The following is a 22466-nucleotide window of genomic DNA, read 5'->3' as shown; positions in this document are numbered from 1 at the left end:
GCTACATTTCCTGTTCAAAAGTTAAGGTTGGTTTAACAGTTCGCCCCTACGGCGATAAATGGGTCGAGCAATAAATCGTCGGCGTCGCATTCGCTACTGCGCGGCCCCAGCCACATACTCCAGCCCAGTTGGGCATAGCCGTTCATACTGCGCTTATCCTGTTGCGGCGGAACACCCAGAGCCATTTCCGGCGGTACTTCTGCGCATTTCAATACCAATTGGGCATCCCACACGTACTCATCGCCGACGTAATTCCTTACGGTAGACTTGACTTGTTCGAACAATACCGCGCCCGGCAACAATGCCAGATAATCGGCCAACGCCATCGGCCCCAGTACGACCTTGAATTTGTGCTGACAACCCCAGACCGAAGCACCCAGTAAGGCGGTTTGGCCTAAGCTGGCAATTTCGGGACTTGCACCCAAACGGGTTTGTTCGGCCGGTTGGATGTCCATCCACTCGCCAACGAACTCCTCGATACGCACTCCCAGCCCCAGGACATCGGCAATCACGGCGCGCAATCCGTCGGGATGTTTGGTTTGGACGGAAAAATGGCCGGCGTAAAACAGTTTCGCCCGATCCGCCAGCGCATCCCGCTGCTGGAAAGCCTCTCCGGCAACGCCCGCCAAGCTACCCACATAAAAAGCAAAGCGGTCGGTGTGCGGCCGATCGTAATGCACTTCCGGTCGAGCATTGGCCCAAGCCCGGTAAAACAGGCTGATCATGCGATGGTGAAACACATCGGCAAACCGGGCCAGGGTCGGGTCGTGATGGTGACGCGCACGTTGCCGGGCGTATTCGGTCAAATGCAAGGGCAACGGACCGTTCGGGCCGAACAATCCCATAAAGTTGACTGCCAGCCGGGGCTTTGCCGAATTAGCACTCTCCGCGACGTAAGCCGAGATGGCCGACGCCGGAAACTCCAATCCGGGTTCCTGAGACAAGCGGATCGCATCATCCCCGGCTTTCAGACTCTCTCCCAACCGCGGCTTGTCCGGGTGCAAGGTTTCTATCAAACGCAAAGCTTCGAAAAAATCGAAGCGATCCGCGGCTTGCCGCAATTCGTCGATCAAAACGTTTGGCGGCATCCCATCCTCACCGGCCATCTGGCCACTTCGCCGCGGTCGGTAGTGCGAATCGCGGTTTCGACGAAGGAATTGATCGACACGTAACGGGCAAAGAACTGCTCCAGCACGGTACCCATTAAGAAATACCCGCCGCCTTCGAAGGCCGATTCGTCGAGTAAGACCGATATTTCCAGACCGCGGCCGAACACCATCGGCCCTTTGGAATCGATGCGCCTGACTACATTCTTCGAGCTAACCGAAATCACGCCCTCAATCTGTTTCTTGATTGCCGGCTCTCGGCCATCCGCGTACAGGCCCAATAATTCCCGCAATGCGGCGGCGCCGGTTTTCTGATCGCTGTCGATCAAGGATAAGTAATTCAGCGACAAATGGTTGATCAAGCGCCACACCGTATCCGATTCGTAGGCAGCCGGTAACGGCCGGGTTGGCCCGGCGATACAACGGATCGATTTGACCGGCGCACTGATCTGGAGCGTAAAGTCGGTCTCGCCCAAACCAACCGGCATGACCAAAGGCAAATCGCGGTTGGTGCAGAGCGTCTCGACGCCCAACTGCGCCAATTTGGTGGAATAGGGGGCCTCGGTCGCGTCGACCAGGGCGATAAACACTTCGCTGCCGATGTAGCTGGAACGCACGCCTTTGCGGCGCTGTTTGGACGACAACACCCGTTTCGTCCGTCTTAGCGCATAAAATGCGGTTTCAGCCTGATTCTGGTAAGCCGATTTGGAACCGTAGAACGGCAAAAATGGTTGCTCGCCGGCTTGGTCGTTTCCGTAACCGCAAACCTCGTTAACGCTGTACACTTCGAAATCCATCGGCCGGCTGCGGTCGACTACCAAATGGTATTCGGACTGGCGATGGTCGACGTGCATGCGGTCGGCGCGCTTCGGGAACAAATTGATAGCCGGCGCGCAAAACAGCGCCAAATTGTTCTGGTCCAACGCGTTGACCAGTTGCAAATCGCTCCGGTCCAACAGCACGAACAGCTCCAGTTCCTCGCTGTCGCAGGCCGCCGTCAACTGATTCAACCGCTCCAACTCGACAAACAGGTAGCGGTCCGGAAACGCGAAATATTCCTGCAATATCCGGTAACCGTCGAACGAGCGCGGCGTTTGCCTGAGCAACGCCTCTTCCTGATTGAAGCCCATGCCACGCGCCACCCGGCCGTTGGCGTATTCGAAACCATGGGACGCGCCGGCCTTGAATTTTGCGGCCAAGCCCACCGCGTTGGCCAAAAACTGCTCGTACAAGCGGTAAGGAATATTGCCGGAACCGCGCAAAAACAAGGGCAAGTTTTGCAGCGGCATCTTGCTGAACTTAATGCCGCCGACCGTACGCAACACGATGCGGAATGCGGCCTTGACCGTCGGTGGATAGCGTCCCGGTGTCAGCCCGCTGCTGGAAATCGCCGCCAAACTGGGCAAATATTCCAATTGCGCCAGTTGCAGCGGCCAAAGTTGCACCGGTTGCGAAGTCCTATATTCGCAGGCGGTTTGTTCGCCTTTCGCAATCAAGCTGCGCAGCACAGTATCCTTAGCAATGGTCAATCCTTCCGCTAACGCCGCCTCGGCCAGATCGGGCTTGAATTCCACCACCGTCATCGACGGCGTCGCCGACAAATAATGCGGATAGACGATTTGCAATAACTGCTGGGTAAAATTCGGAAACTCGGCGTCGACTTTAAGCTGTACCCGCGCCGCCATGAAGGCAAAGCCTTCGAACAGCCGTTCGACATAAGGATCGGAACACTCGAAGGTATCCAGGCCCAGGCGGCCGGCAATTTTCGGAAATTCGGCGGCGAATTCGGCCCCGACTTCCCGCACGTATTGCAATTCGCGGTTGTAGTATTTCAGCAGTTTCGGATCCATTGCCGCTTAATCCAATTCCTGAATATTCATTTCCCCGGTCTCCAGATCGAGGTCGCTACGGATAAACAAATGAATCGGCAAGGGCTGCGCCCATAAATCGCCTTCGATGGTAAAAGACAGGGCTTTGTTGCTCATTTGCTCATCGTCCTTCACCAGTTCCACCGATAGCGAATCCGGCAGAATGCGCGGTTCGAAACTGGCTATCGCCTGTTTAACCTTTTTCTGGATCTGTTTGGCATCGATTCCGGTTACCGATACGCCGGAAAACACCGGCGAACCGAAGTTCAAAACCGAATTCGCCACGCACGGGTAGTCGCCGAGATCGATCATGCTTTCCAAGGCCGCCGTGTTCAGTAGCCAACTTAAATCGCGCAGTACGCTTTGCCGGAGCTGGCGCATCGACATGACGCGCTGTTCCCGGCTTTCTTTTTGGTTTTCCGGCGCATCGTCGGTCAAGCGGTCCAACAAGGACGGCTGTAACCGCTCAGCGTGAAGCAAATCGGCCATTATTGCGGTTCCGTTGCGGCGGCCAGTTCGATGCTGCGCACATCCAACAGCGCATAATCGTCGACATCGGTCGCCAATAAACGTTGGCCAAGGCCGTGCGCAGCGTCTGCCGCTACCGACTGCCAGTCGGTGAGTCGAGACAGGCGAATCCGCGCATCGTCGGCCAGTTCCGAACCGGGGTAACGCGACGGAATAAAGCCTTCGGCTTCGCCGCCGTTAACCCAGATGAAATGGGCTGGCAGCCAGACCAAATCGCGCAAGTCGGTCGGCTGTTCCAACTGAATCTTGCTGATTTGCATGAAGGGAATCCAATAATAACGGCCATTGATAATCGCCTCCAGACTGGGACCGAGCCGAACGTCGGCATCAGCAATCCAGGCGAATGGGGTACCGTCGATGGAGCCGGGCGTAGCCGGCGCCTGTTGCATGGCACGGCCGCGTAGTTCCGCTGCAAGGGGGTGATTGCCGTCACTTTCCAATTTCAACGCTTCCAGCATCAGCGCCATCCATTCCTGCGGTTGGCCGAAAACCAAAGGTGTCTTGCGGGCGGCAAATACTTCCTTGCGTAAGGCCTCGCACTGTAAAACCTGCTCGTAGGTGCTGACCATCAGTAGAGTCGATGCATCCAGATCGCGCAGCACATTGAGTTGGTTGAGGGCCTTGTCCCACCAGCCGGATACGCAATACAACTGGAACAATAAAACCCGCAGTTTGGCGTCCGCCGGATTCTGGCGAATCTGTTGCTGAGTTTGCTGCAAAGCGGGATCCAGTTCTCCGTTTGCAATCAGTTGCGAAACACTGAGCATGACTTCTCCAATGGGGCGGAAAAATATCCCCGGCAACGCAAAGGCTGCCGGGGACGGCGATTAAAGGGCTTGGTTTTTCTTCAAGTCCCAGCCTTTGAATGCGCCGGCGGTGGCTGATTTGCCTTCGCCGAAGGTGCTGTACTTCATTTTGGCCTGGTTGAAGTTGATGGAAATCGATTCAGAGGGACGCTCGCCGCCGCTGCTTTGGCTGTAGCCGCTGACGATGGCTTCCGAAAGCTCGATCTCCAAAAAAACCTGTTGTTTAGTATCGGCACCGGCGGTTTGAATGAAATGAATCGTCGCAGTGCCCAAGCTCTTGCCGCAAATGGCCTGCATCCACAAGTCCACGGACGCAACGTCCATACTTTTGGTCATGGTCACTTCCGAAAAAGACGGATTGCTGGTATCCCGGTCTTTACCGGCGCCGCTGGTGCTGATCGCACGGCCTACGCCCCACTGCACGGAATCAATCGTGATCCAATCCGCGTGGCCCTCGACGGTACTGTCGCCTTTAATTTCGGTTGCAAATTTCAATAAAATCATACTGCTCTCCTTTCCACTTTGGTCATTAAAACAAACGGGTATGCCACCCGGGATTTATAGGTCCCGGCAATGCGGGATTTATAAAATTTCTTGCCGCTAACCGCGGCGAGCCGAATGCTCATCACAACAATCCGCAAGGCATCCGGCTCGATCAAGCAACCCAATTTATCCTTTCTGCGACGGCAATTTGGATGTCAGACGCAAAGATACCGTCAGGCCTTCCAATTGGTAATGCGGCCGCAGGAAAAACTTGGATTGGTAATAGCCAGGATTGCCTTCCACTTCCTCAACCACCACTTCGGCGCCGGCCAAAGGCCGTCTGGCTTTGTCTTTCTCGGTAGCAACGGCAGGATTGGTCAGCACGTATTGGCTGATCCAGGTATTCAACCAGGACTCCATATCCTCCCTTTCCTTGAAAGAACCGATCTTGTCGCGGACGATGCATTTCAGATAATGGGCGAAGCGGCAGGTCGCGAACAGGTAAGGCAGACGCGCGGCCAAATTGGCGTTGGCGGTTGCATCCGGATCTTCGTATTCGGCCGGTTTTTGTAAGGACTGTGCGCCGATAAACGCGGCAAAGTCGGTATTCTTCTTATGCAGCAAAGGCATGAATCCGCTTTTCGCCAGTTCCGCTTCGCGGCGGTCGGTAATCGCGATTTCGGTCGGGCATTTCATATCGACGCCGCCGTCGTCGGTCGGAAACGAATGCACCGGCAAACCTTCCACTGCACCGCCGGACTCGACGCCGCGAATCTGCGAACACCAGCCGTAATATTTGAACGAGCGGTTGATGTTGACCGCCATCGCGTAGGCCGCGTTGGACCAAGTATATTTGCCGCTGTCGGCCCCGGAAGTGTCTTCTTCGAAATCGAATTCTTCGACCGGATCGGTTTTGGAGCCGTAAGGCAAACGGCTCAGGAAGCGCGGCATTGCCAAACCGATATAGCGTGAATCGTCCGATTCGCGTAGCGACCGCCACGCGGCGTACTCGGGCGTTTGGAAAATTTTGGTCAAGTCGCGCGGATTGGCGAGTTCCGACCAGCTTTCCATTTGCAACACTGAAGGCGCGACACCGGAGATAAAAGGCGTATGCGCAGAAGCGCTGATCTTCGCCATCTCGCCGAGCAATTCGACGTCTTGCGGGCTGTGGTCGAAATGGTAATCGCCGACCAAACAACCGAAAGGTTCGCCGCCGAAGGTGCCGTATTCTTCTTCGTACAGTTTTTTGAACAGTGGACTTTGATCCCAGGCGGTCCCTTTGAATTTTTTCAGGGTTTTGCCCAGTTCGTTTTTGGAAATATTCAACACCTTGATTTTCAACATCTCGTCGGTTTCGGTGTTGTTAACCAAGTAGTGTAAGCCGCGCCAAGCCCCTTCCAGTTTTTGGAAGTCTGGGTGATGCAAGACCAGATTCAATTGTTCGGTGATTTTTTGGTCCAGACTGGCAATGATGGCCTGGATCGATTTGATGGCATCGTCCGAAATTTTCGCGACGTCCTTCAAGGCGTATTGGGCCAGGGTCGCTACGGCGGTATTGACCTGATTCGCCGCCTCGGTACCCGGTTTGAACTCCTTGGCCAGCAATGCGGAGAAATCGTCGAACTCCAGGGTTTGGGTTGCACCTTGCGCGCTTTGCGATTCTAATTCTGCCATGGCTTATTCCCCTTGCCCTTCGGTGGTTTCAGCTCCGGATTCGGCTGGCTTGGCCGATGCCGCCAAGGTTTGCAGCAAGGCCGGATCGTTAATTAGTTTGGCGATCAGTTCTTCGGCGCCGGTTTTGCCGTCCATGTAAGTGATCAGATTCGACAGCTGGGTTCTGGCCTCCAGGATTTTATCCAGACCGGCGACCTTTTTCGCGACCGCGGCCGGCGAGAAATCGTCCATGCTTTCAAAGGTGATATCGACGCTCAAATTGCCTTCGCCGGTCAAGGTATTGGCGACCTGGAACGCAACGCGCGGCTTCATCGATTTCAAACGATCGTTGAAATTGTCGACGTCGATTTCCAGCAATTTGCGGTCGGCCACGGGAGCCAACGGTTCGGAAGGCTTGCCGGATAAATCGGACATCACTCCCATCACAAACGGCAACTGTACCTTCTTCTCCGAACCATACAATTCGACATCGTATTCAATCTGCACCCGGGGCGCCCGGTTTCGCTGTATAAATTTCTGACTACTCTCAGCCATGTTCTTCTCCAGTTGAAATAGTAAACAACAGTAACACTTTAGTTCAGATCGGGACCTTTGATTAGATCAATTTGCGACAGCGCATCCGGCATCAGGTTATTGACTATGCTGAGGAAATCCGCGGTAGCAAGATACTTGGCACGTTGCAACAAAATAGGCACCGGGCTGGAAGGCTCGTAGTCGGCGTAATATTTGCAAAGCAAGTCTAACGTCCGAACGACATCGGCGCGCGATTCGATCGACCCGGATATTTGTTTGGCTTTGGTCGGGGCGCTGCCGCCGGTTGTGCCGGCTGAGTCTTGCTCGGCATTCTGTTCGGTGCTTTCGGCTTCGCTTTCCAGTCGGCTGCCGGCGAGTTGGTCGAACTGGTAACTGATTTCTTTAAGCAAGGATCGGAGCGCCGACAAATTGGCGCCCTGGCCAACACCTACTTTTTCGCTGACAAAATTCTCTAACTGGGCCACGCTGGCAATACTCTCGCCGATCGCCCGGAACGTTGCGCCCAATTCCTCACCGTCCACATCCAAAAATGCGGCCTTGATGGCGTTGAGATCGGGTTTGGCAACGCCTTCCGGCGGCTCCAACTTATCGGTCGCATACTGAATGTCGCGTAAACAGAAACGGCCTACGGCTTTGGATTCGACCAGCGGCGTCAAACTTAACGGCCGGATGATCCAATCGAAATTAACCAACTCTTCGATGATATTGATCCGCAACGTCGGATCCAGGCCGTCGTCCGGGTCGAGTTGCGGGTGAATGCTATCCCAATACCGATTCACCGATTCATGCAACAGACCGAGCCCGTCGCGAAAACCGGTCAAGCCTTCCAACGGAATCAACGCTCTGATCAAGTACAAAATCACCTGCAGATCTCTGGATCTCTCCAACAATGCCAGAGTTTGTTTTTGGATATCGCGCCAGTTGGGCGGCATCGCTTTTTCGCCGGTAAACTGATTTTCCGGCGTGCCTTGAATATCGGTGTCCAACGCAATCCGGGCGGCGTCATATTCCAAGTTGTCGCCGCAGGGGTTATCCGGGCTTATTTCGTTTAACAAGCCTGATAAGTCGGCCATGTTCTATTCTCCAAATCGGTAAAATCCAGCACCAGCGGCAAACAAGGCAGCCGAGTCGCAAGAGCGTTGCGATCCGAAAATGCGGGCCATGGCGCAACTGATTATTAACCCATCAGGGTTACAAATTTAGGTCGCCTAACATAATTCCCGGCATGCTCTACCCAGATTGCGGCGCTTCCAGTGTAGCCGCTTTTACGACGCGTGCCGAAAATCGAAATAAACGTGCTTGCCGGATTCATCGCTCAATCGAATTGAGCAATCGGCGCTCAACGATAGGGACTGTCACAATTAATATGCCAACCAAGCCGGCTTATCGGCCACCCAAAGCTAAACGATTGAAAGATAATAATTATTGAAATAGCGCATAAAGTCGGGACCTGCCAGGCGATCAAGTCTAAACGCACAGTTGGCACGATATGTCGTACCCGATACGGGATTTGGTAAATTGAGGTGGGGACTAACGGCCAACACCGACCAGCCGCCTGGCGTGAGTAAAAGTCTGGGACAGGGCTTTCAGCCGAACTGGGCGACAACGACCGTGATGTTGTCCCTACCGCTGCGCGCCAAGGCCTGATCGATCAGACTATCAGTGGCTTCGCGACAATCGCCGAGCGCCAGCGAAGCGGCGATTTCGGCTTCACTCAATTCTTTGTCCAAGCCGTCGCTACACAGTAAGTAACGGTCGCCCGCCTCGGCCCGGAATCGCAGCACATCCAAAACCAGATCCTGCTGTCCACCCACGGCACGGGTAATCACATTCGCTCCGACCTGCTGCTCGGCCACTTCCCGAGTCATCAAGCCTGAATCCATCAATTCGTCTAATAGCGTGTGATCGCGGGTCAGTTGCCGGAATCGCCCTCCCCGCAGTTGGTACAGCCGGCTATCCCCCGCCCAAATCGCGGCGCATTCCGCCGCGCAGGCCAGAAGCGCCACAACCGTGGTACCGATGATGTCGCCCTGCTGCAGGCCGGAGGCAAAACGGCGTAGATCTTCGTTGATCTTTTGCAAACGCGCTAATGCCGCTTCTATTTGTCCGTCTAAACTCTCAGTGGGGGCCATGGCCGATAGACTGTCAACCACCAGCCGGCTGGCCAAGTCACCTGACTGGTGTCCTCCCATACCATCGGCAACGACCCATAGCCCTTGCGTCGGGCAATTCAGCATCGCATCCTCGTTGTGTTTGCGCTTATTGCCAACCACGCTTACACCATGGGAAGACCAGCTCGGCGTAGCCGGCGGCGATTCGGCGGCCATTTCGGTCTTTGTCACGACCGCCGGATCGATCTGACGAGATTCCAAAGTTTGTTTATGGCTGTGTAATTGCCAGGAGCGCGTGGTTTGCGGGATGCCTTTTAAAAAATCGGCATAAGTCTCGATGGGCGGCAAACCTTCGCAACACAACAGATTGGCAGGGCCGGCCTGGGTGCCGGCCGAAGACCACACGCTGTAGCACGTTAAAAACCTCGCCATCAAGGCTTGACTCAAGTACGGATACGCCAACCCGCTTTGCGATAAATCACGCATTTCGAAGCCAACGGCCCACTTACCTTGGGGTTGGCGGAAATCCGCATCAGAATTGCCTTGAAAATAATGGGCCGGACCATGCCGGTTCCAGGAAATACTTGATACCGCTGCGTCGAATGCCTCCAAATCGAAGGACTCGCTCAAAACTGACAGCGCCACATCCTCCAATTGCGCGAACCAATCCGTCTCCGGCAGGAACAAACCCATCACGGCGTCGCTCGGCACCGGCTGTGCCAAAGTCAACGGGTAATAGCGTCCGACCCGGTCGACACTGGGCATCATCACGCCAGCCCAGGCAGTGTTGCCGCAAACTCCGGGGCCGAGGGCGAAGCGCCACAAGGGACTGACCAGAAACGACGATAGCCACTTGTCGCCCAGCGAGTCCTGACTGGCGCGCAACGACGATTGCAACCATTGGTCCCAGGGCTCGATGAATTGGCGGGGCAAACGCCGGCTAACAAAATCGCCCAAGCTAGGAACTTTGCCGAAAAAACCGACTGTTGCCGGTTCGACATTCGTCACAAGGCCTCCGGGCAGCGGAAGCTTTGGTATTCGCTAATGCCGAACGGATTGTTTACGCTCGCGGCGTGCAATTCGAAACGGGCGCTGAGGCCTTCTACTTGCACGGTCAGATTGAAGCGATCAGGCAGGCCTGTAGGCTCTATGTTGAATTCATCGAACATACGAAACAGCGCCCAGGCCCCGTCTTTGGCACGGCTAACTTGTTTGCCGTCCAGGGTTTCGAATACCACTCGCACTCCGGCGCTGTTATTGGTTCCCGGCCATTGAAATTTAGTCAGCTGTTCCGGCCCGTGGCGATAGACCAATTCCTGGCCTTCGACATTCAGCCGGAAAGTCCCGACCCGGTCGTCTAAGGACAGCGGCTTCAATTCAAACTGGACTTGCGGCACGGCACCGCCAGCCGGGAAAAACGCATCGCGGATTTTGGCGGCAATCTGGAATTGGCGAATGCTGGCCGGGGCCAAGCCCAGAGCGTTATCGGATTTAAGTTCTTGCCACTGCACAGCGGCAATATCGACGAAAGGTTTCAAATTGGCATTGAAAAACTGGTCGACGATACCGTTCGCGGCAAACACCTTGCCAAAATCGGCCAACAACACATCCTGAGGCGTATTTTTCGCAAATGGATAGCGGCCGGACAAGGCAGCCTTACAGGGAATTGCTACGGCGGTTTTCAACATTTCGTTGAGCTGGTTTTTTGCACCGCTCTTGATTTGTTGACCGCCAGTGGCAGTCAAGGCGTTTAAAGAGGCCGCAATAGGCCCCGGTAAGCGGGCGAACTCCATCTTCGCCGCCTGCAGCGGATCAATGCCGCCGCCTGCGGCTTTGGCCGCTTCGGTTGATAGGGCCTGGCCGCCGGCATTGCTGGCCGAGCCGATTTGCATCAAATAGTCATGCAGATTTTTAATACTGGAGAGCGCCGAAGCGATCGGCGCCGGACGGTCGGCACCGCCGCGCACTTGCGCGTTAAACGGTTCGAAATAAGCTTCTAACGCTTTAACCGGATCGATGCCTTGCTCGTTCTGTTTGGCCATCGCCAACAATTTCTGGGTGGCTGCCTCCGGTACAGCGACAGCGCCGGCGGCTTTGCTCAGGCTGTCGGCCAAGTCTGCCGAGAGTTTGCTCAGTGAAGTATTTTTTTCGACCAACTCCAGCAACAATTTCAACGGCGAGTCCGGTCTGGACAACAGATCCAGTGTGTCGACCAGCTGGCTGGTCCCGGCTTGCGGCCGGAATTTGACCGCGGCCAAGACGCCATCCCAGGCTTTTTGATAATCGGCCAGATACAACCGTTTGAAATCGCCGTACAAGCGGTCGATTTCGGTCAAGGAATTGCCGGTTTCGACACCCAATACCCAGTTCTGTTCGCTGGCTTCCTTGACGTAAGACATACCCTTTTTCAAAAACAGCTCGGTATAGCCATAAGCGGTGAACACCCCGGGTACCACGATTGAGTCCAACTCTTTGCCATTGGCCGCGACGAAAACCCGGCCGCCATTCGGCGCCAATTGGGCGGCAACGATCAAATCGTGGCTATGGTCAAACAAAGCCTCGCTTTTAAAGCGACTGTAGACTTGATTGACCAACGGTATTTGGCTCAGTTTGTTGCGAACCGCGCCGACAAAGTTGTTATCGATCGCGGCAGGATCCAACGGCAAAGCCAGCAAATTATCCAAATGGGTTTGCAATTTCGCTTGAGTTTCCGGATCGGTGGCGAACATTTGTTCCCAATCCAGCTTGATCCAGGGCTGAGCCACCTTGACGTCCATCCGTTGGGGTTCGCCGAACATCAGATAAACTCGCAATAACTGGTATAACACATCCAGGTTGCTACCTTCGTCGCTCTGCATGCGTTGTTGCAAGCGCTGGACGATCTGTGCCGCAAAGCCCTCCCGCAACAAGCGCTGGTAGGCCATGTCCACACCGGAGCCGATCTTGTCGCCTTGATCCAATCCAAAACCTGTACTCCAGCCGGCTTGGCGATAAACATCGCCCGCCGCCTGTAGTGCGTTTAGCTTCGGCAACAAGGCCAAAAATCCGCTCCGGGCGTCTTGAGCGACGATATTACTGGCACGGTAGGCTTCGATTTGTTTGTCGACGTCGGCTATCGCCATTTTATTGGCGGTAAAACTGATTGACCAAACAATGGTGGCGATTGCAACAAACGCAAAGGTAGCGCCGTAGGCGGCAAAGGTCATCAGGCGATATCGGCGCTCCACCCGCGGATCGGTGCCGACTAGGTCCGCTTCCGGAAACACCACCTGTTTCAACAATTTGGTCAGAAAATAACTTTTGCCGCGGCCGCTCAATAAAGGAACTGCTTGGCGCTCGAGTCTAAAACTGGCGGCCAGCGCCGACATGATGCGGTCGATAGGGGTGCCTTCCTGGGTGCCGCTGCTGAAGTAGACGCCGCGCAATAAAAACGGTTCTTCATAACGATTGGTGGAAAACGTAGCCTGCAAAAAATCGGTAGCAACGGTTTTGAACAGCATCATTTGCTGCGGGAAATCGAAAATGGCTGATCGCCGCTGAACATCACGTTCTTCCTGCATCCGTTTCAGGCGCCGCTGAGTCAGTCGCTCAATCAACTCGTCGTAACCACGTCCGAATTGCTGGATGTGTTCGGCCGGATTGTCGGTGGCCATTTCGGTACGCAGGAAAGTTTCGCCCCATACTTGGCTGCGTTCGTCTTCGGTCAAGTTGGCGAAAAAGTCGTTAAAACCTGCAATTAAGTCGGCTTTGGTAAACAACACGTAAACCGGTAACTGAACACCCAAGCGGTCGTTCAACTCCATGATCCGGCGCCTGACCGCCGCCGCATGCTGCCGCAATTCTTCTTCCGACTGTTGCATCAAGTCGCTGACGCTGACCGCGACGAATACGCCATTTAATGGCCGGCGCGGCCGGTATTTTTTAAGCAACTGCAGGAAACCCTGCCAAGCGGACGCATCCACCTCTTTATGACTGTCTTGCGTGGTGTAGCGGCCGGCGGTATCCAGCAATATCGCTTCGTCGGAAAACCACCAATCGCAATCGCGGGTACCGCTGACGCCTTTCACCGAATGCGTACCCAAACGCTCGGCCAACGGGAAGTGCAAACCGGAATTGATCAATGCTGTCGTTTTACCGGACCCCGGCGCACCGATAATTGCATACCAAGGCATTTCGTACAGAAACTGGGTACTGCGCTGTTGCTTACCCCCACTAGTTTTCAACAACGCTAACGCTTGTTCAAAACCTCGGCCTAAGATATCCAACTCTGCGGTGGCGGCGGCTTCAGTATCGTTAGCACTATCATTGCCCTCCTTTCCGGCCAAATCGGCCATCAGCTTATGGTCGCGTTGTTGCGAGAAGCGGTAGGCCAATAGCCGATAAATCAGCCAGACAAATACTAATACCCCGATCGTTATTCCTCTGGCCAATTCCGATTCCAAGGGCGCGACACCCGCAATTGCCACCAGCGGCCCGATAAACCAGATCATTAGCGATAGGAACAGTATGCCGATCAGTTCCAACACCCATTTACGTTTGAAGAAATTGAATATCCGTTCCACGAGCAGTTCTCACTTAATCAGGATGTCGACACGGCGGTTAAGCGCGCGATGTTCTGCGCTGTCGTTGGGCACCAGCGGCTCTCCATCTGCGCGCCCCTCGGCCCGGGCGGTTCCGCGCAACTGAGCGGAAGCGACCAAAATAACCAATACATTCTTGGCTCGCGCCGTCGACAAATGCCAATTGGACGGAAACCGGGCTGACACGATGGGTTTATCATCTGTATGCCCGGTGACGAGTATCGAGTCTTGCTGATTCTCGAGTTCCTTAGCGATCTTTTTCAACATCGGAATGAATTCGGGTTTAACCTGATCGCTACCTGATGGAAATGAATTGCGGATACGGATAACGCTATCGTCGACTACTTCTACCATGTTGCTGGCGATCTCGTCGTGCAATAGCGGAATAAAACGTTGCGCCCTGTTTGGCGTCGGCGATGGGCTCGCCGGCACGGCCGGCGCCGTAGACTCCACCGCAGCCAGCAAAATCGGTTCCTTGCTCAACTTGAGCAGTTCTTTGTAGGTTGGATCTGAGGCGGCGTTGATAAAGAACACAAAGCCCAAATAACACAGCAAGGCCAATCCGGCCGCTATGGTTGCGAACACCCATAAAGGGATACGGTTTAGCAGCGGCTGTACTGCGGTTTTCTGGCCTTGCCAGCGGGGTGACAATTCCGGCGGGCTGTCTCCGCGAAAGCGTTGGATCAATTGGTATAGTTCAAGCCGTTGCTTTTCCAGCTCGTTCATACCGTTAGCCATAATTCGGTATTTGCCTTCGAAACCGAAACTCAATAAAACATAACAAAGCTCGATCAAAGCCAAATTTTGTGCTGGTTGTCTTACCAATTGATCGAGAATCTGAAAAAATCGCTCTCCCCCCCAGGCTTCCTTGTGAAACACGATCAACAAGCTTTGATGCCCCCAATTGCTTTGTGATCCCCACGGGGTGTTCTGGATAATTTCGTCGAGAAAGGCACAAAGGCCATAGCTGGCGATACGCACTTGCTCTTGTTGTAAACCTGAGGCAAGTGCACGGTTCTCGAATTCGCTGAGTTCCTTAGCGAGTTTTTGTTTTAATTCGTCGATTGCCGAATACGCGACCATTGTCTTTAATCTGGCGGCCAGCGAAAGTAGGCCGGCAGCCAAATCCAAGAACGAAGCGGATGCCGATAACGTCAACGCGCTTATTGGCGGCAGATTTTGAAAACTGGCAGGTGGCGGGGTTACCGATTTTTGTACAGCCCGACTGATCGTGGCGGAGTCAGGCATACGCCCGCCCGGCGACGGGCGTAACACGGTTTTGTCGTCATCACCGAATGGACCATTTTGCGTCATTGCAGCCTACCCTTTTTTAATAGCCCAAAACTCCAGTTCCAGACCTGGAAAATTGCCGCCGATATGAAAAGCAAATCCGCCCGATTCGGCCATTTTTTTCCAATAAGGACTTTGTTTATCGAGCTCGAAATATGAACATCCTGCGTGGTATGGCAATTGCCTCGGCGCAACCGGCAGTGGATGGATAGAAATTCCAGGCAATGCGGCGGTGACCAATTGCGTTATCTCTTCAACCGGACCGATCTTAACCTGGGGCGGGAAATGCATGCGCAGCATTTCCGAGGATACTTGAGCATTGGCAGCGAGTATATAGATCGCGTTTTCCAGTAGCCTTACATCTGGGCGGCCGGAGTAATAAACCGATTGACTGTGTTTGGTGAGCGGTATTTGAATCGCGTTTTGTTCCAATACCATGCTCAGCAAACGCCGCAACTCGTCGATTAATGGAATGAAATTGCAACGCAAATCGTCATGTTGATAAGGCGGAATGGCGATCGGTCTCTTGCTTGAACGATAAAAAGTCGCCAGATCGCCCATTAGCTGTAAACACAGAGAAAATAGGCTTTCTGGATGCAGCGAGCTGTCTGCTGCTAAATGCTCGAGTAATGGTTCGTAGCGGTTAATCGTTTGCAACAACATGAAATCCGCTACTTCGGCCACAGCGGCACCATGTGAGGCACCCGCCACTCGGGTTGCTAACGCCTCACCGCGAGTATGCAGCAATCCCTGCAACTCGCGTACAAAGCCCGCTAGGATACGGCTAGCCTTAGATTGCAGCGTCACAGGGATATATTTTTCATCCAACACGACGGTTTTGTCCGCCCGTACTTCAACGATATTCGCAATCCCCAAACACAAATATCCGGAGCGCTCTTGCGAACTCAACAACAACTTCGGACGTATACTCGCTATTTGGACCGGATAACGTCCATCATATCCAGCGTTATTGTCTCTGACGTCCCTGTGGTTTAGACGATAGCGTGCTAACCCATCAGGGTTTTGCTCGCTATCGACTTCAACACCATCAGGGCGCTGCAACGGCAAAGATAAGTAAACGATTTCATTACTGGTGCCTGGCGGGACATCTAAAGGTAATGGCAATTCATCTTCGTGTGGCAAGTAAAATGGGGTACCGTCTTGAAAGATACCCCTCGCCTCGCTCAAGCAAATCTTACCTATTGCCAATTGGGCGATGTCAATCTCGATTGTCGAAAAACCCCAGTCGTGCGCTCTGATTCCACGGCAACGTCCATCGACCAGTGTTTCCAGATAACGGTCGTGTTGCTGAAAGTGTTGAGGCCGGAGGAACATGCCTTCAGTCCAAACAATCTTATTGTTGATAGACATACTCTGTTGATCTCGGTTATAGGCTTAAGATGGGAATTTAATCAGGCTAAAGCTCAGCGCCGGCTAAACAAATTCATCTGCTTCTCGTATGCGTCAGCAAATTCATCCCCAAAAAACTCATTGACCGCCAAGGACTTTAATTCCGGATATTTTTCGCAATAAAGCTCCCAACATCTCGCCTTCTTCTGAAACACTAATCCTTCACCCAACGTTTTCTCAAAGGTATCCGGTTCGAATCTTCTCAGTATTTCGGCAAGAGAAGCTTGAATACCCGCGGTAATCGCCATCTGGTGATACTTGATATCTCTAAATGCTTCTGCTACTGCGACATCCGGGGAGATGAATGCCGGGTTATTCGGCGATAGCATGAGTTTAAGCACGCTTTCTACATCAGGATTGAATTTTAGCGGGTTATTTTCAGTTGACCGGATTGTCGTTACAGAAACACGAAATTCACTTTTCATTTCTGCGCGTGCCCGCAGAACGTCCATCAAGCCTTCAATCAAATTTCTGAAGAGTTGGCCAGCCGACATCATCGCTTGGCGGCGCTGCGATTCTTGCAAAAAATCTGTGTCGCTAATCCCAGCACCTTGCAAAAAACATTTGAGCAATTCGCTATTGTCGATTGCGCCTGGATGGCTTGCTTTAACACTGCTAACCTCCTCTTGCCTATCTCGAGAGACACTGCTCGCTTGCGGTAATTCAGGCGCTATACGATCTGCCTGCTCGCTCAACTCTATCCCCGATAGAGGGGATACATCTTGTGGAAATTTTTCAACGGTAAATCGCTTATCGATTGCTGCTGCACCATTGACAACAGGTATGTCGAAAGGTCTTGGATCCTCCAGCGCATCTAACCCTTTCAGAAATTGGGCAATATCTTTAGCCGGTTGAACTGGCGGTGCTGAATTTTCCATCAAGACGTTAGGCACCGAAAAACTGTCTTGAAATGCTTGACTCGGCGGAAATTGTCTATCAGTGTCTTCCGAGAGATTCTCGAGTCCGACCGAAATCGATTCAGTGCCAAAAGGTGTTCCCGCCTCCGTCATGATAGCCTGAGAGAAAGGCCCCCTATCAAACTCGGAAAAATCGATAGCTGAAATATCCGCAGGATCACTGTCTATTTCAACTAAAACCTCATATTCGCCTATTCGCAAAACTTCTTTATCATTTAATGTAATCGATTCGCCATTCAGTTGGACATTAGCATTAACCAAATACGTACCGTTTTTACTAATATCTTTTAATTGATATTGCCCATTGTTATACAAAATTTCGGCATGACGACCTGATACAAAATTTTCCGGATCGCCTAACACCAAGGTGTTTTCTTTTTTCCTGCCTATTGCCCCACCCGATTGATTAAACTCGGCGACTACATTATCAGTTAATCTAGTACCTTTATATGAGATCACTACTAATCTTAGCGTCACGACCAAGTTCCTATATCAGACAATTATATTAATATAGTATCAGGCAGAGAATTGGCAAATGCATTTGCTTAGAAAACTCCCGACTCGCTTTTGCTAATTTCTCCAACATCACATCCCATCAATAATTAAGCTTATCGCTCAGACTATCTTGCGGTTTCCGAATAAGTGCTCTAGAACAGACGCCACTACTTGTTTTGAGCTTCTTCTGTAGAAGAAACTAGATTGGACATACAATCAACCACACTTTCTACATAATTAGAATGCGCTTCCGAGAGCTTCTTTGCGTCGCCAAACTCTTGCCTTAACTCATCTAGGCTTTTTTTGGGGTCGCTAGCTTTATTGAGCTGCAACATCTTTGTATAGTTTTTATACGCTTGCCTACGCAATGGATCCAAAAAAAACAATCCCGGCATATTTGACGATGAAGTTTGGACTACGCATTTTGTCATCTTTTCGGGCGCTATTTTGTAGTCATTAATATCTTTATCTCCTTTCATCTGTTCCAACACCACATTTTGATATTCTTCCTTTTCCGCACACCCCACTAGTAAAAATAGCGCACAAACTAACATTACTTTCTTCATTTCTGTACTCTTAAACTCAAATATTCATTCCGATTAAAACACTGATTTATGTGTTTTATCAGAAATTTACTCCAAAAAAAACCCCCGCTATCTTTCAATAGCGGGGGTTTGTTTTTCAATCCTAAGTTTTTACAAACCTAGAACACTTTCAAATATTAGATGAAAGTTGGGATCAGCGGAGCGTCAACAGTTACCAATTGACGGTTGCCGTTTGCGTCCCAGAAGAACAACAAGCCAGCAAAACGGCTGTCTGGGTCATAGATCAAGTCAGCCAGACGGTAAACTTCCCAAGCAGCATCAGAAGCGGTAACTTCGATAGTGCGGGTTTCACCTGGAGCCAGCGGGCTGTTATCGCTAACAGACAAGCCTTCTTCGGCCAACAAGTCATCAGGATAGTTGGTGTCGTCTTCGTGAACAGCAGGGTCCAAGAAGCGAACGCCAGCAGTGTTGAACTCACCCAAACGAATAGCAGAATCACCATTGTTTGTCACGGTCAAGGTCATTTGCATTGCACGACCAGGAACACGATAGGTAGCATCATCAACTTTTACAGAAACAGTTGACTCAGGCATTTGGTAAGTTTTCATACCACGCAACAAACCAGCTTGCAACGGAGTAGTAACAGGGTATTTTTCATTAGTAGAAGCCATAGAAGCCGCTACGATTACCATGGTACCAACAGCAAACAACATACCGACTTTTTTGTCACCAGCTGAGATCAAAGAATCTGCTTTGCCAGTGCTTACAGCGATATGGCGTGGAACGAAGATAGGACGTTTGATCCAGAACAGCAACCATGCGAACGCAATTGCGAACCATACAGCGTGCCAGAAGTAAACGTTATCCAGAGCGTAGTTTTCCAAGTTGATGGTTTGACCAGTCAAAGTGGTTACTGGGTTTACGAACTCGCTCATAGAACCAGTTACAGTTACCCATTTACCAGGACCGATGATTGGACCACCGCCTTGTACGTTCATCATTGAGTGAACGTGCCAGTCGCCAGGACGACGAGCTTTCAACAGAACTTTAAACTCATAAACTTCACCGAGTTCCAAAGAAACTGAACGAGGAACCAGTTGACCACCGATCCAAGAACCAGCACGAATAAATACTGGACCAGGGATACCAACGTTCAAGAATGAAACTTCTGGTTTATCAACAGTTTCTGGCCAGCCTGCGAATACCAGGAATTTACCAGAAATTGTCATTGTATCGTTGACAGCCACTTCTTCTTTTGACCAGTTCAGGTCAAACCAGTGAATAGTACGCATACGCATGAACGCAGCCTGTGACTTTTCACCATGAGCAGATGCTGCTGGAGCGTAGAACATCGCTGTTGCCATTGCAACCAACAGTGCGACAAAGGACAGTTTTGCAACTTTGTCTTTTATTATTTTCATATTTCCTCCTCTATTACTAGAGAAATTAAATTAAGACTTTTTGACGGCGACATATTGCCGCCAAGTTCATTTTCTTACTACTTCAAATTAAGAAGCGTCGTCAGCGATGAAGTCAGTTTTAGCAAACCAACGACCGAAGAAGTGCCACAAGAAGTAGATGATGATAGAAACGAAACCGGAGAAGAACGCTGATACAGGAGCAACGTCTTTACCGAAAGTTCTTAATGTACCTTTCTCAACCATACGGATGTACTCAGGTGTACCGGTACGTACGTAGTGGTAACCTTGCAAGTCAGCCAAAGTCATCATCATGCCGTTGTATTCAACAGGAACGTGCAACGGAGCGATAACAGGCCAGTTGCCTGGGTAGAACAACAAACCGTATGCCAAACCACCGATTACAGCGGTCAGAGTCATGCTGTTGCCCAACATCAGAACCACGTCCAGAACGATAGCGCCTGGCAGCAGGTTAGATGGGAAGCAAATATTAACTGGGAAGTAAGTCCAACCCCAGAAGTTCATGTAACGGTTGATCCACTCACCCACCATCAGAGCAACTACAGACAGAGTTGCACCAACTGGCAAGCGGTATCTCCACCACAAGCAAGCTTGAACAGCCGCAGGGAATGTAATAGAAACGATAGGAGCCACAGTAACCCACAGACGTCTATCTTTCCAGTCGGTCCAGAAGTCCCAGTCACCACCGGTCAACATGTAGTGAATGTGATAGCCACCCAGAACCGCGGTGAACAGTGTAAAAAGAATCATCCAGTCAAACGTACGGGAAACTTGAACCGCTTCCGCACGAGAACGTACAGCTGATTGAGATGCGCTCATTAGCTTACCTCCTAAAGAATTAAAATTATATTTTTTTCACTTCTCTTTATCCTACCGCCACCAGCTAAAGCAGCGGCAGGAAAGGAGATAGTATTTTACTTTTTAAAGATAAGCTATTAAGCCAGATCTTTTTTCAGCAATTTTGCAATTGCCATTACTTCGGTGTTCACAACACCCATTACAGCCAGAGCAGCCCAACCAAAGAATACGAAACCGTAGTGCAAAGGAGCAACGAACAACTCTTCCATAAACCAGAATGTGTGACCCCACTCATTCAAACCTACGTTAGGCAGAATCATGAAAGGACCGATAACCGCAACCAAGTACATCAGGTGCAGACCTTCATGGTATGTAGGCAGTCTTGTTTTTGCATACATAAAAGAAGCTGAACCAGTGATGATGTAGATCGGGTACGACAGGTAGAACTCGATGATATGACTTGGAGTAAAGTCGGTATCACGAACGATAGTTTGGTGCCAAGTACCGTCTTGCTCGGTGAAGTAAGAAGCACCCCAGTAGATAGCCCAACCGTAGCAAACCAACCAAGTCCAGTGTGTGAAATGACGACGCAATTCTTCACGTGGAGTGATTGACATTACTTTGCGATCACGAGTTTTCCAGATATAGCCATTGATACCAGCAAACAACAGTACTTCGATAACGATCTCGATGTACAGCATGTTCATCCAGTATGTTTCAAACTCAGGCGCGAAAGAGTCAAGACCAGCGGACCAGCCGTAAACACCTTCATACCAACGAATGAATGAATAAAAAACCAAGTACAGAGCAACGCCTGCCCACAGGTTTTTTTGATTTAAAAGCGGTGCTTCCGCAGCATCAGCCTTAACTGATTCAGTTGTAGCAGCCATTTCTACCTCCTAAAAGATTATCTAAATCCCCGATCGAATCGGGAGTTCTTTGTTTTTCCTTATTACCAGACTTCTTTCGAAGACACCCACGTCCCTCAAGGTGCGAGGCAGTCTACCACCTAGCAAATTGTTGTCAAGACAATTTCAATTTTTTCCGGCACTCACATCAATAGCCTCCTCAACTTAGCTCTCGATACACTATTTTGCGGCCTACACCTTATAAACGCAGGGGCGGTTTCAGCTTAAAAAGCGACTTATATGCATTCATTGATGGCTTATACGACTGTCTTTAGTGCTTTGGCTTATAGCCCATCGCTCTTGTAGTAGCTATCCTCCGTCCCGATAGAAGGCATTGTCTAAACCCCAAAGCCCCCGATGCCGAATTCACCACGCTAAGTGGCGAGCGAATTGTGCTCGGAGAATTGGGCGGTCAGCCAGTATTGATCACATTTTGGGCGACCGACTGCCGGGCCTGTATCGAAGAAATTCCGGATTTAATCGCTTTGCACCAACAATTCGCCCACAAGGGTTTGCAGATAATTGCGGTAGCGATGCCTTACGACATTCCCAGCCGAGTAAAGCAGTTGAGCGAAATGCGGAAATTGCCGTATGCAGTAGCCTTGGATATCGAAGGCGTCCATGCGAGGGCCTTTGGAGATGTATCGTTGACGCCCAGCAGTTTTTTGATTGACCGGGAAAGGAATGTCGTTTCTCGGGTGACTGGTCGATTCAATTTAGCGGACTGGCGAGCACGAATTGCCGCAATGTAGTCGAATTGAACGACTCTCTAGGCGGATTAGCAGCCTTACGTGTCCCGTACCTGGATTGAGCCATCGCATACTGCAGGTTGCCTGGCTCACGCAGCTGTGAGAAGAGTCTAGGCAAAAAAAAGCCCGTCTGAGACGGGCTTTATGTTTAAGAGCTTGGCGATGACCTACTTTCACATGGCAACCTGCCACACTATCATCGGCGCTAAGCGGTTTCACTTCCGA

At 51.6% G+C, this 22466-nt stretch carries 18 protein-coding genes; 1 reads left to right on the top strand and 17 read right to left on the bottom strand.

The features are described 5' to 3' along the window. Nucleotides 1–32 precede the first annotated feature (32 nt). The 17 genes from tssG to amoC all read right to left on the bottom strand — a co-directional run bounded on the left by tssG (nt 33) and on the right by amoC (nt 21474). A complete protein-coding gene (gene tssG / locus AC0IM9_RS16975; RefSeq protein ID WP_482804778.1) occupies nt 33–1088 on the bottom strand; it encodes a type VI secretion system baseplate subunit TssG in 1056 nt (351 codons plus the stop codon). Beyond that, on the bottom strand, nt 1070–2956 hold the full coding sequence (gene tssF / locus AC0IM9_RS16970) for a type VI secretion system baseplate subunit TssF (RefSeq protein WP_482804777.1): 1887 nt from the start codon (nt 2954–2956) through the stop codon (nt 1070–1072). Before tssF ends, tssG begins: the two co-directional genes overlap by 19 nt. 6 nt (nt 2957–2962) lie before the next feature. Next, nucleotides 2963–3463 (bottom strand): type VI secretion system baseplate subunit TssE, encoded by a 501-nt coding sequence (gene tssE, locus AC0IM9_RS16965; RefSeq protein ID WP_482804776.1) that lies wholly within the window; start codon nt 3461–3463, stop codon nt 2963–2965. Further along, the gene (locus AC0IM9_RS16960; protein WP_482804775.1) at nt 3463–4269 is read right to left on the bottom strand and encodes a type VI secretion system accessory protein TagJ; all 807 of its coding nucleotides are present in this window, start codon (nt 4267–4269) and stop codon (nt 3463–3465) included. Before AC0IM9_RS16960 ends, tssE begins: the two co-directional genes overlap by 1 nt. A 60-nt stretch (nt 4270–4329) precedes the next feature. Continuing rightward, complete coding sequence (locus AC0IM9_RS16955) at nt 4330–4812, bottom strand: Hcp family type VI secretion system effector (protein ID WP_140912035.1); 483 nt, start codon at nt 4810–4812, stop codon at nt 4330–4332. Nucleotides 4813–4977: 165 nt separating this feature from the next. Next, on the bottom strand, nt 4978–6465 hold the full coding sequence (gene tssC / locus AC0IM9_RS16950) for a type VI secretion system contractile sheath large subunit (protein ID WP_278209765.1): 1488 nt from the start codon (nt 6463–6465) through the stop codon (nt 4978–4980). Between the two features lie 3 nt (nt 6466–6468). Continuing rightward, nucleotides 6469–6999, bottom strand: coding sequence for a type VI secretion system contractile sheath small subunit (gene tssB, locus AC0IM9_RS16945; RefSeq protein WP_256611893.1), 531 nt, complete (start codon nt 6997–6999; stop codon nt 6469–6471). 38 nt (nt 7000–7037) lie between these two features. Continuing rightward, nucleotides 7038–8072: a type VI secretion system protein TssA gene (tssA, locus tag AC0IM9_RS16940; protein WP_482804774.1), complete on the bottom strand. Its 1035-nt coding sequence runs from the start codon at nt 8070–8072 to the stop codon at nt 7038–7040. 513 nt (nt 8073–8585) lie between these two features. After that, nucleotides 8586–10118, bottom strand: coding sequence for a type VI secretion system-associated protein TagF (gene tagF, locus AC0IM9_RS16935; RefSeq protein ID WP_482804773.1), 1533 nt, complete (start codon nt 10116–10118; stop codon nt 8586–8588). Beyond that, a complete protein-coding gene (tssM, locus tag AC0IM9_RS16930) occupies nt 10115–13672 on the bottom strand; it encodes a type VI secretion system membrane subunit TssM (RefSeq protein ID WP_482804772.1) in 3558 nt (1185 codons plus the stop codon). Before tssM ends, tagF begins: the two co-directional genes overlap by 4 nt. A 9-nt stretch (nt 13673–13681) precedes the next feature. Then, nucleotides 13682–14938 carry a type IVB secretion system protein IcmH/DotU gene (icmH, locus tag AC0IM9_RS16925; RefSeq protein WP_482804771.1) on the bottom strand — a complete coding sequence of 419 codons (1257 nt, stop codon included), beginning with the start codon at nt 14936–14938 and terminating at the stop codon, nt 13682–13684. A 72-nt stretch (nt 14939–15010) separates the two neighbouring features. Continuing rightward, nucleotides 15011–16351 carry a type VI secretion system baseplate subunit TssK gene (tssK, locus tag AC0IM9_RS16920; protein WP_482804770.1) on the bottom strand — a complete coding sequence of 447 codons (1341 nt, stop codon included), beginning with the start codon at nt 16349–16351 and terminating at the stop codon, nt 15011–15013. A gap of 53 nt (nt 16352–16404) precedes the next feature. After that, complete coding sequence (gene tagH / locus AC0IM9_RS16915; RefSeq protein WP_482804769.1) at nt 16405–17784, bottom strand: type VI secretion system-associated FHA domain protein TagH; 1380 nt, start codon at nt 17782–17784, stop codon at nt 16405–16407. A gap of 185 nt (nt 17785–17969) precedes the next feature. Then, on the bottom strand, nt 17970–18368 hold the full coding sequence (locus AC0IM9_RS16910; RefSeq protein WP_140912026.1) for a hypothetical protein: 399 nt from the start codon (nt 18366–18368) through the stop codon (nt 17970–17972). 155 nt (nt 18369–18523) lie between these two features. Continuing rightward, nucleotides 18524–19768 (bottom strand): bacterial ammonia monooxygenase, subunit AmoB, encoded by a 1245-nt coding sequence (gene amoB / locus AC0IM9_RS16905; RefSeq protein ID WP_140912025.1) that lies wholly within the window; start codon nt 19766–19768, stop codon nt 18524–18526. 87 nt (nt 19769–19855) lie between these two features. Then, nucleotides 19856–20605, bottom strand: a complete 750-nt coding sequence (amoA, locus tag AC0IM9_RS16900) for a bacterial ammonia monooxygenase, subunit AmoA (protein WP_140912024.1) — start codon at nt 20603–20605, stop codon at nt 19856–19858. Between the two features lie 116 nt (nt 20606–20721). Continuing rightward, complete coding sequence (amoC, locus tag AC0IM9_RS16895; protein WP_140912023.1) at nt 20722–21474, bottom strand: bacterial ammonia monooxygenase, subunit AmoC; 753 nt, start codon at nt 21472–21474, stop codon at nt 20722–20724. A gap of 311 nt (nt 21475–21785) precedes the next feature. On the opposite strand from amoC, the gene AC0IM9_RS16890 reads away from it, so the two are divergent. Continuing rightward, the gene (locus AC0IM9_RS16890) at nt 21786–22244 is read left to right on the top strand and encodes a TlpA family protein disulfide reductase (RefSeq protein WP_482804809.1); all 459 of its coding nucleotides are present in this window, start codon (nt 21786–21788) and stop codon (nt 22242–22244) included. Nucleotides 22245–22466: the final 222 nt, after the last annotated feature.

Source organism: Methylomonas sp. Uni0011, from assembly GCF_056850255.1.
Note: the sequence above shows the minus strand (reverse complement) of the source record. Positions and strands in the feature narration are given on the sequence as shown.

What these genes read in the sequence shown, in the direction of transcription:
- amoB (WP_140912025.1), bottom strand. Translation starts at nt 19,768, where the DNA reads ATGAAAATAATAAAAGACAAAGTTGCAAAACTGTCCTTTGTCGCACTG.
- tssG (WP_482804778.1), bottom strand. Translation starts at nt 1,088, where the DNA reads ATGCCGCCAAACGTTTTGATCGACGAATTGCGGCAAGCCGCGGATCGC.
- icmH (WP_482804771.1), bottom strand. Translation starts at nt 14,938, where the DNA reads ATGCCTGACTCCGCCACGATCAGTCGGGCTGTACAAAAATCGGTAACC.
- AC0IM9_RS16910 (WP_140912026.1), bottom strand. Translation starts at nt 18,368, where the DNA reads ATGAAGAAAGTAATGTTAGTTTGTGCGCTATTTTTACTAGTGGGGTGT.
- tssC (WP_278209765.1), bottom strand. Translation starts at nt 6,465, where the DNA reads ATGGCAGAATTAGAATCGCAAAGCGCGCAAGGTGCAACCCAAACCCTG.
- tssF (WP_482804777.1), bottom strand. Translation starts at nt 2,956, where the DNA reads ATGGATCCGAAACTGCTGAAATACTACAACCGCGAATTGCAATACGTG.
- amoA (WP_140912024.1), bottom strand. Translation starts at nt 20,605, where the DNA reads ATGAGCGCATCTCAATCAGCTGTACGTTCTCGTGCGGAAGCGGTTCAA.
- tssE (WP_482804776.1), bottom strand. Translation starts at nt 3,463, where the DNA reads ATGGCCGATTTGCTTCACGCTGAGCGGTTACAGCCGTCCTTGTTGGAC.
- amoC (WP_140912023.1), bottom strand. Translation starts at nt 21,474, where the DNA reads ATGGCTGCTACAACTGAATCAGTTAAGGCTGATGCTGCGGAAGCACCG.
- tssK (WP_482804770.1), bottom strand. Translation starts at nt 16,351, where the DNA reads ATGTCTATCAACAATAAGATTGTTTGGACTGAAGGCATGTTCCTCCGG.
- AC0IM9_RS16955 (WP_140912035.1), bottom strand. Translation starts at nt 4,812, where the DNA reads ATGATTTTATTGAAATTTGCAACCGAAATTAAAGGCGACAGTACCGTC.
- tssA (WP_482804774.1), bottom strand. Translation starts at nt 8,072, where the DNA reads ATGGCCGACTTATCAGGCTTGTTAAACGAAATAAGCCCGGATAACCCC.
- tssB (WP_256611893.1), bottom strand. Translation starts at nt 6,999, where the DNA reads ATGGCTGAGAGTAGTCAGAAATTTATACAGCGAAACCGGGCGCCCCGG.
- AC0IM9_RS16960 (WP_482804775.1), bottom strand. Translation starts at nt 4,269, where the DNA reads ATGCTCAGTGTTTCGCAACTGATTGCAAACGGAGAACTGGATCCCGCT.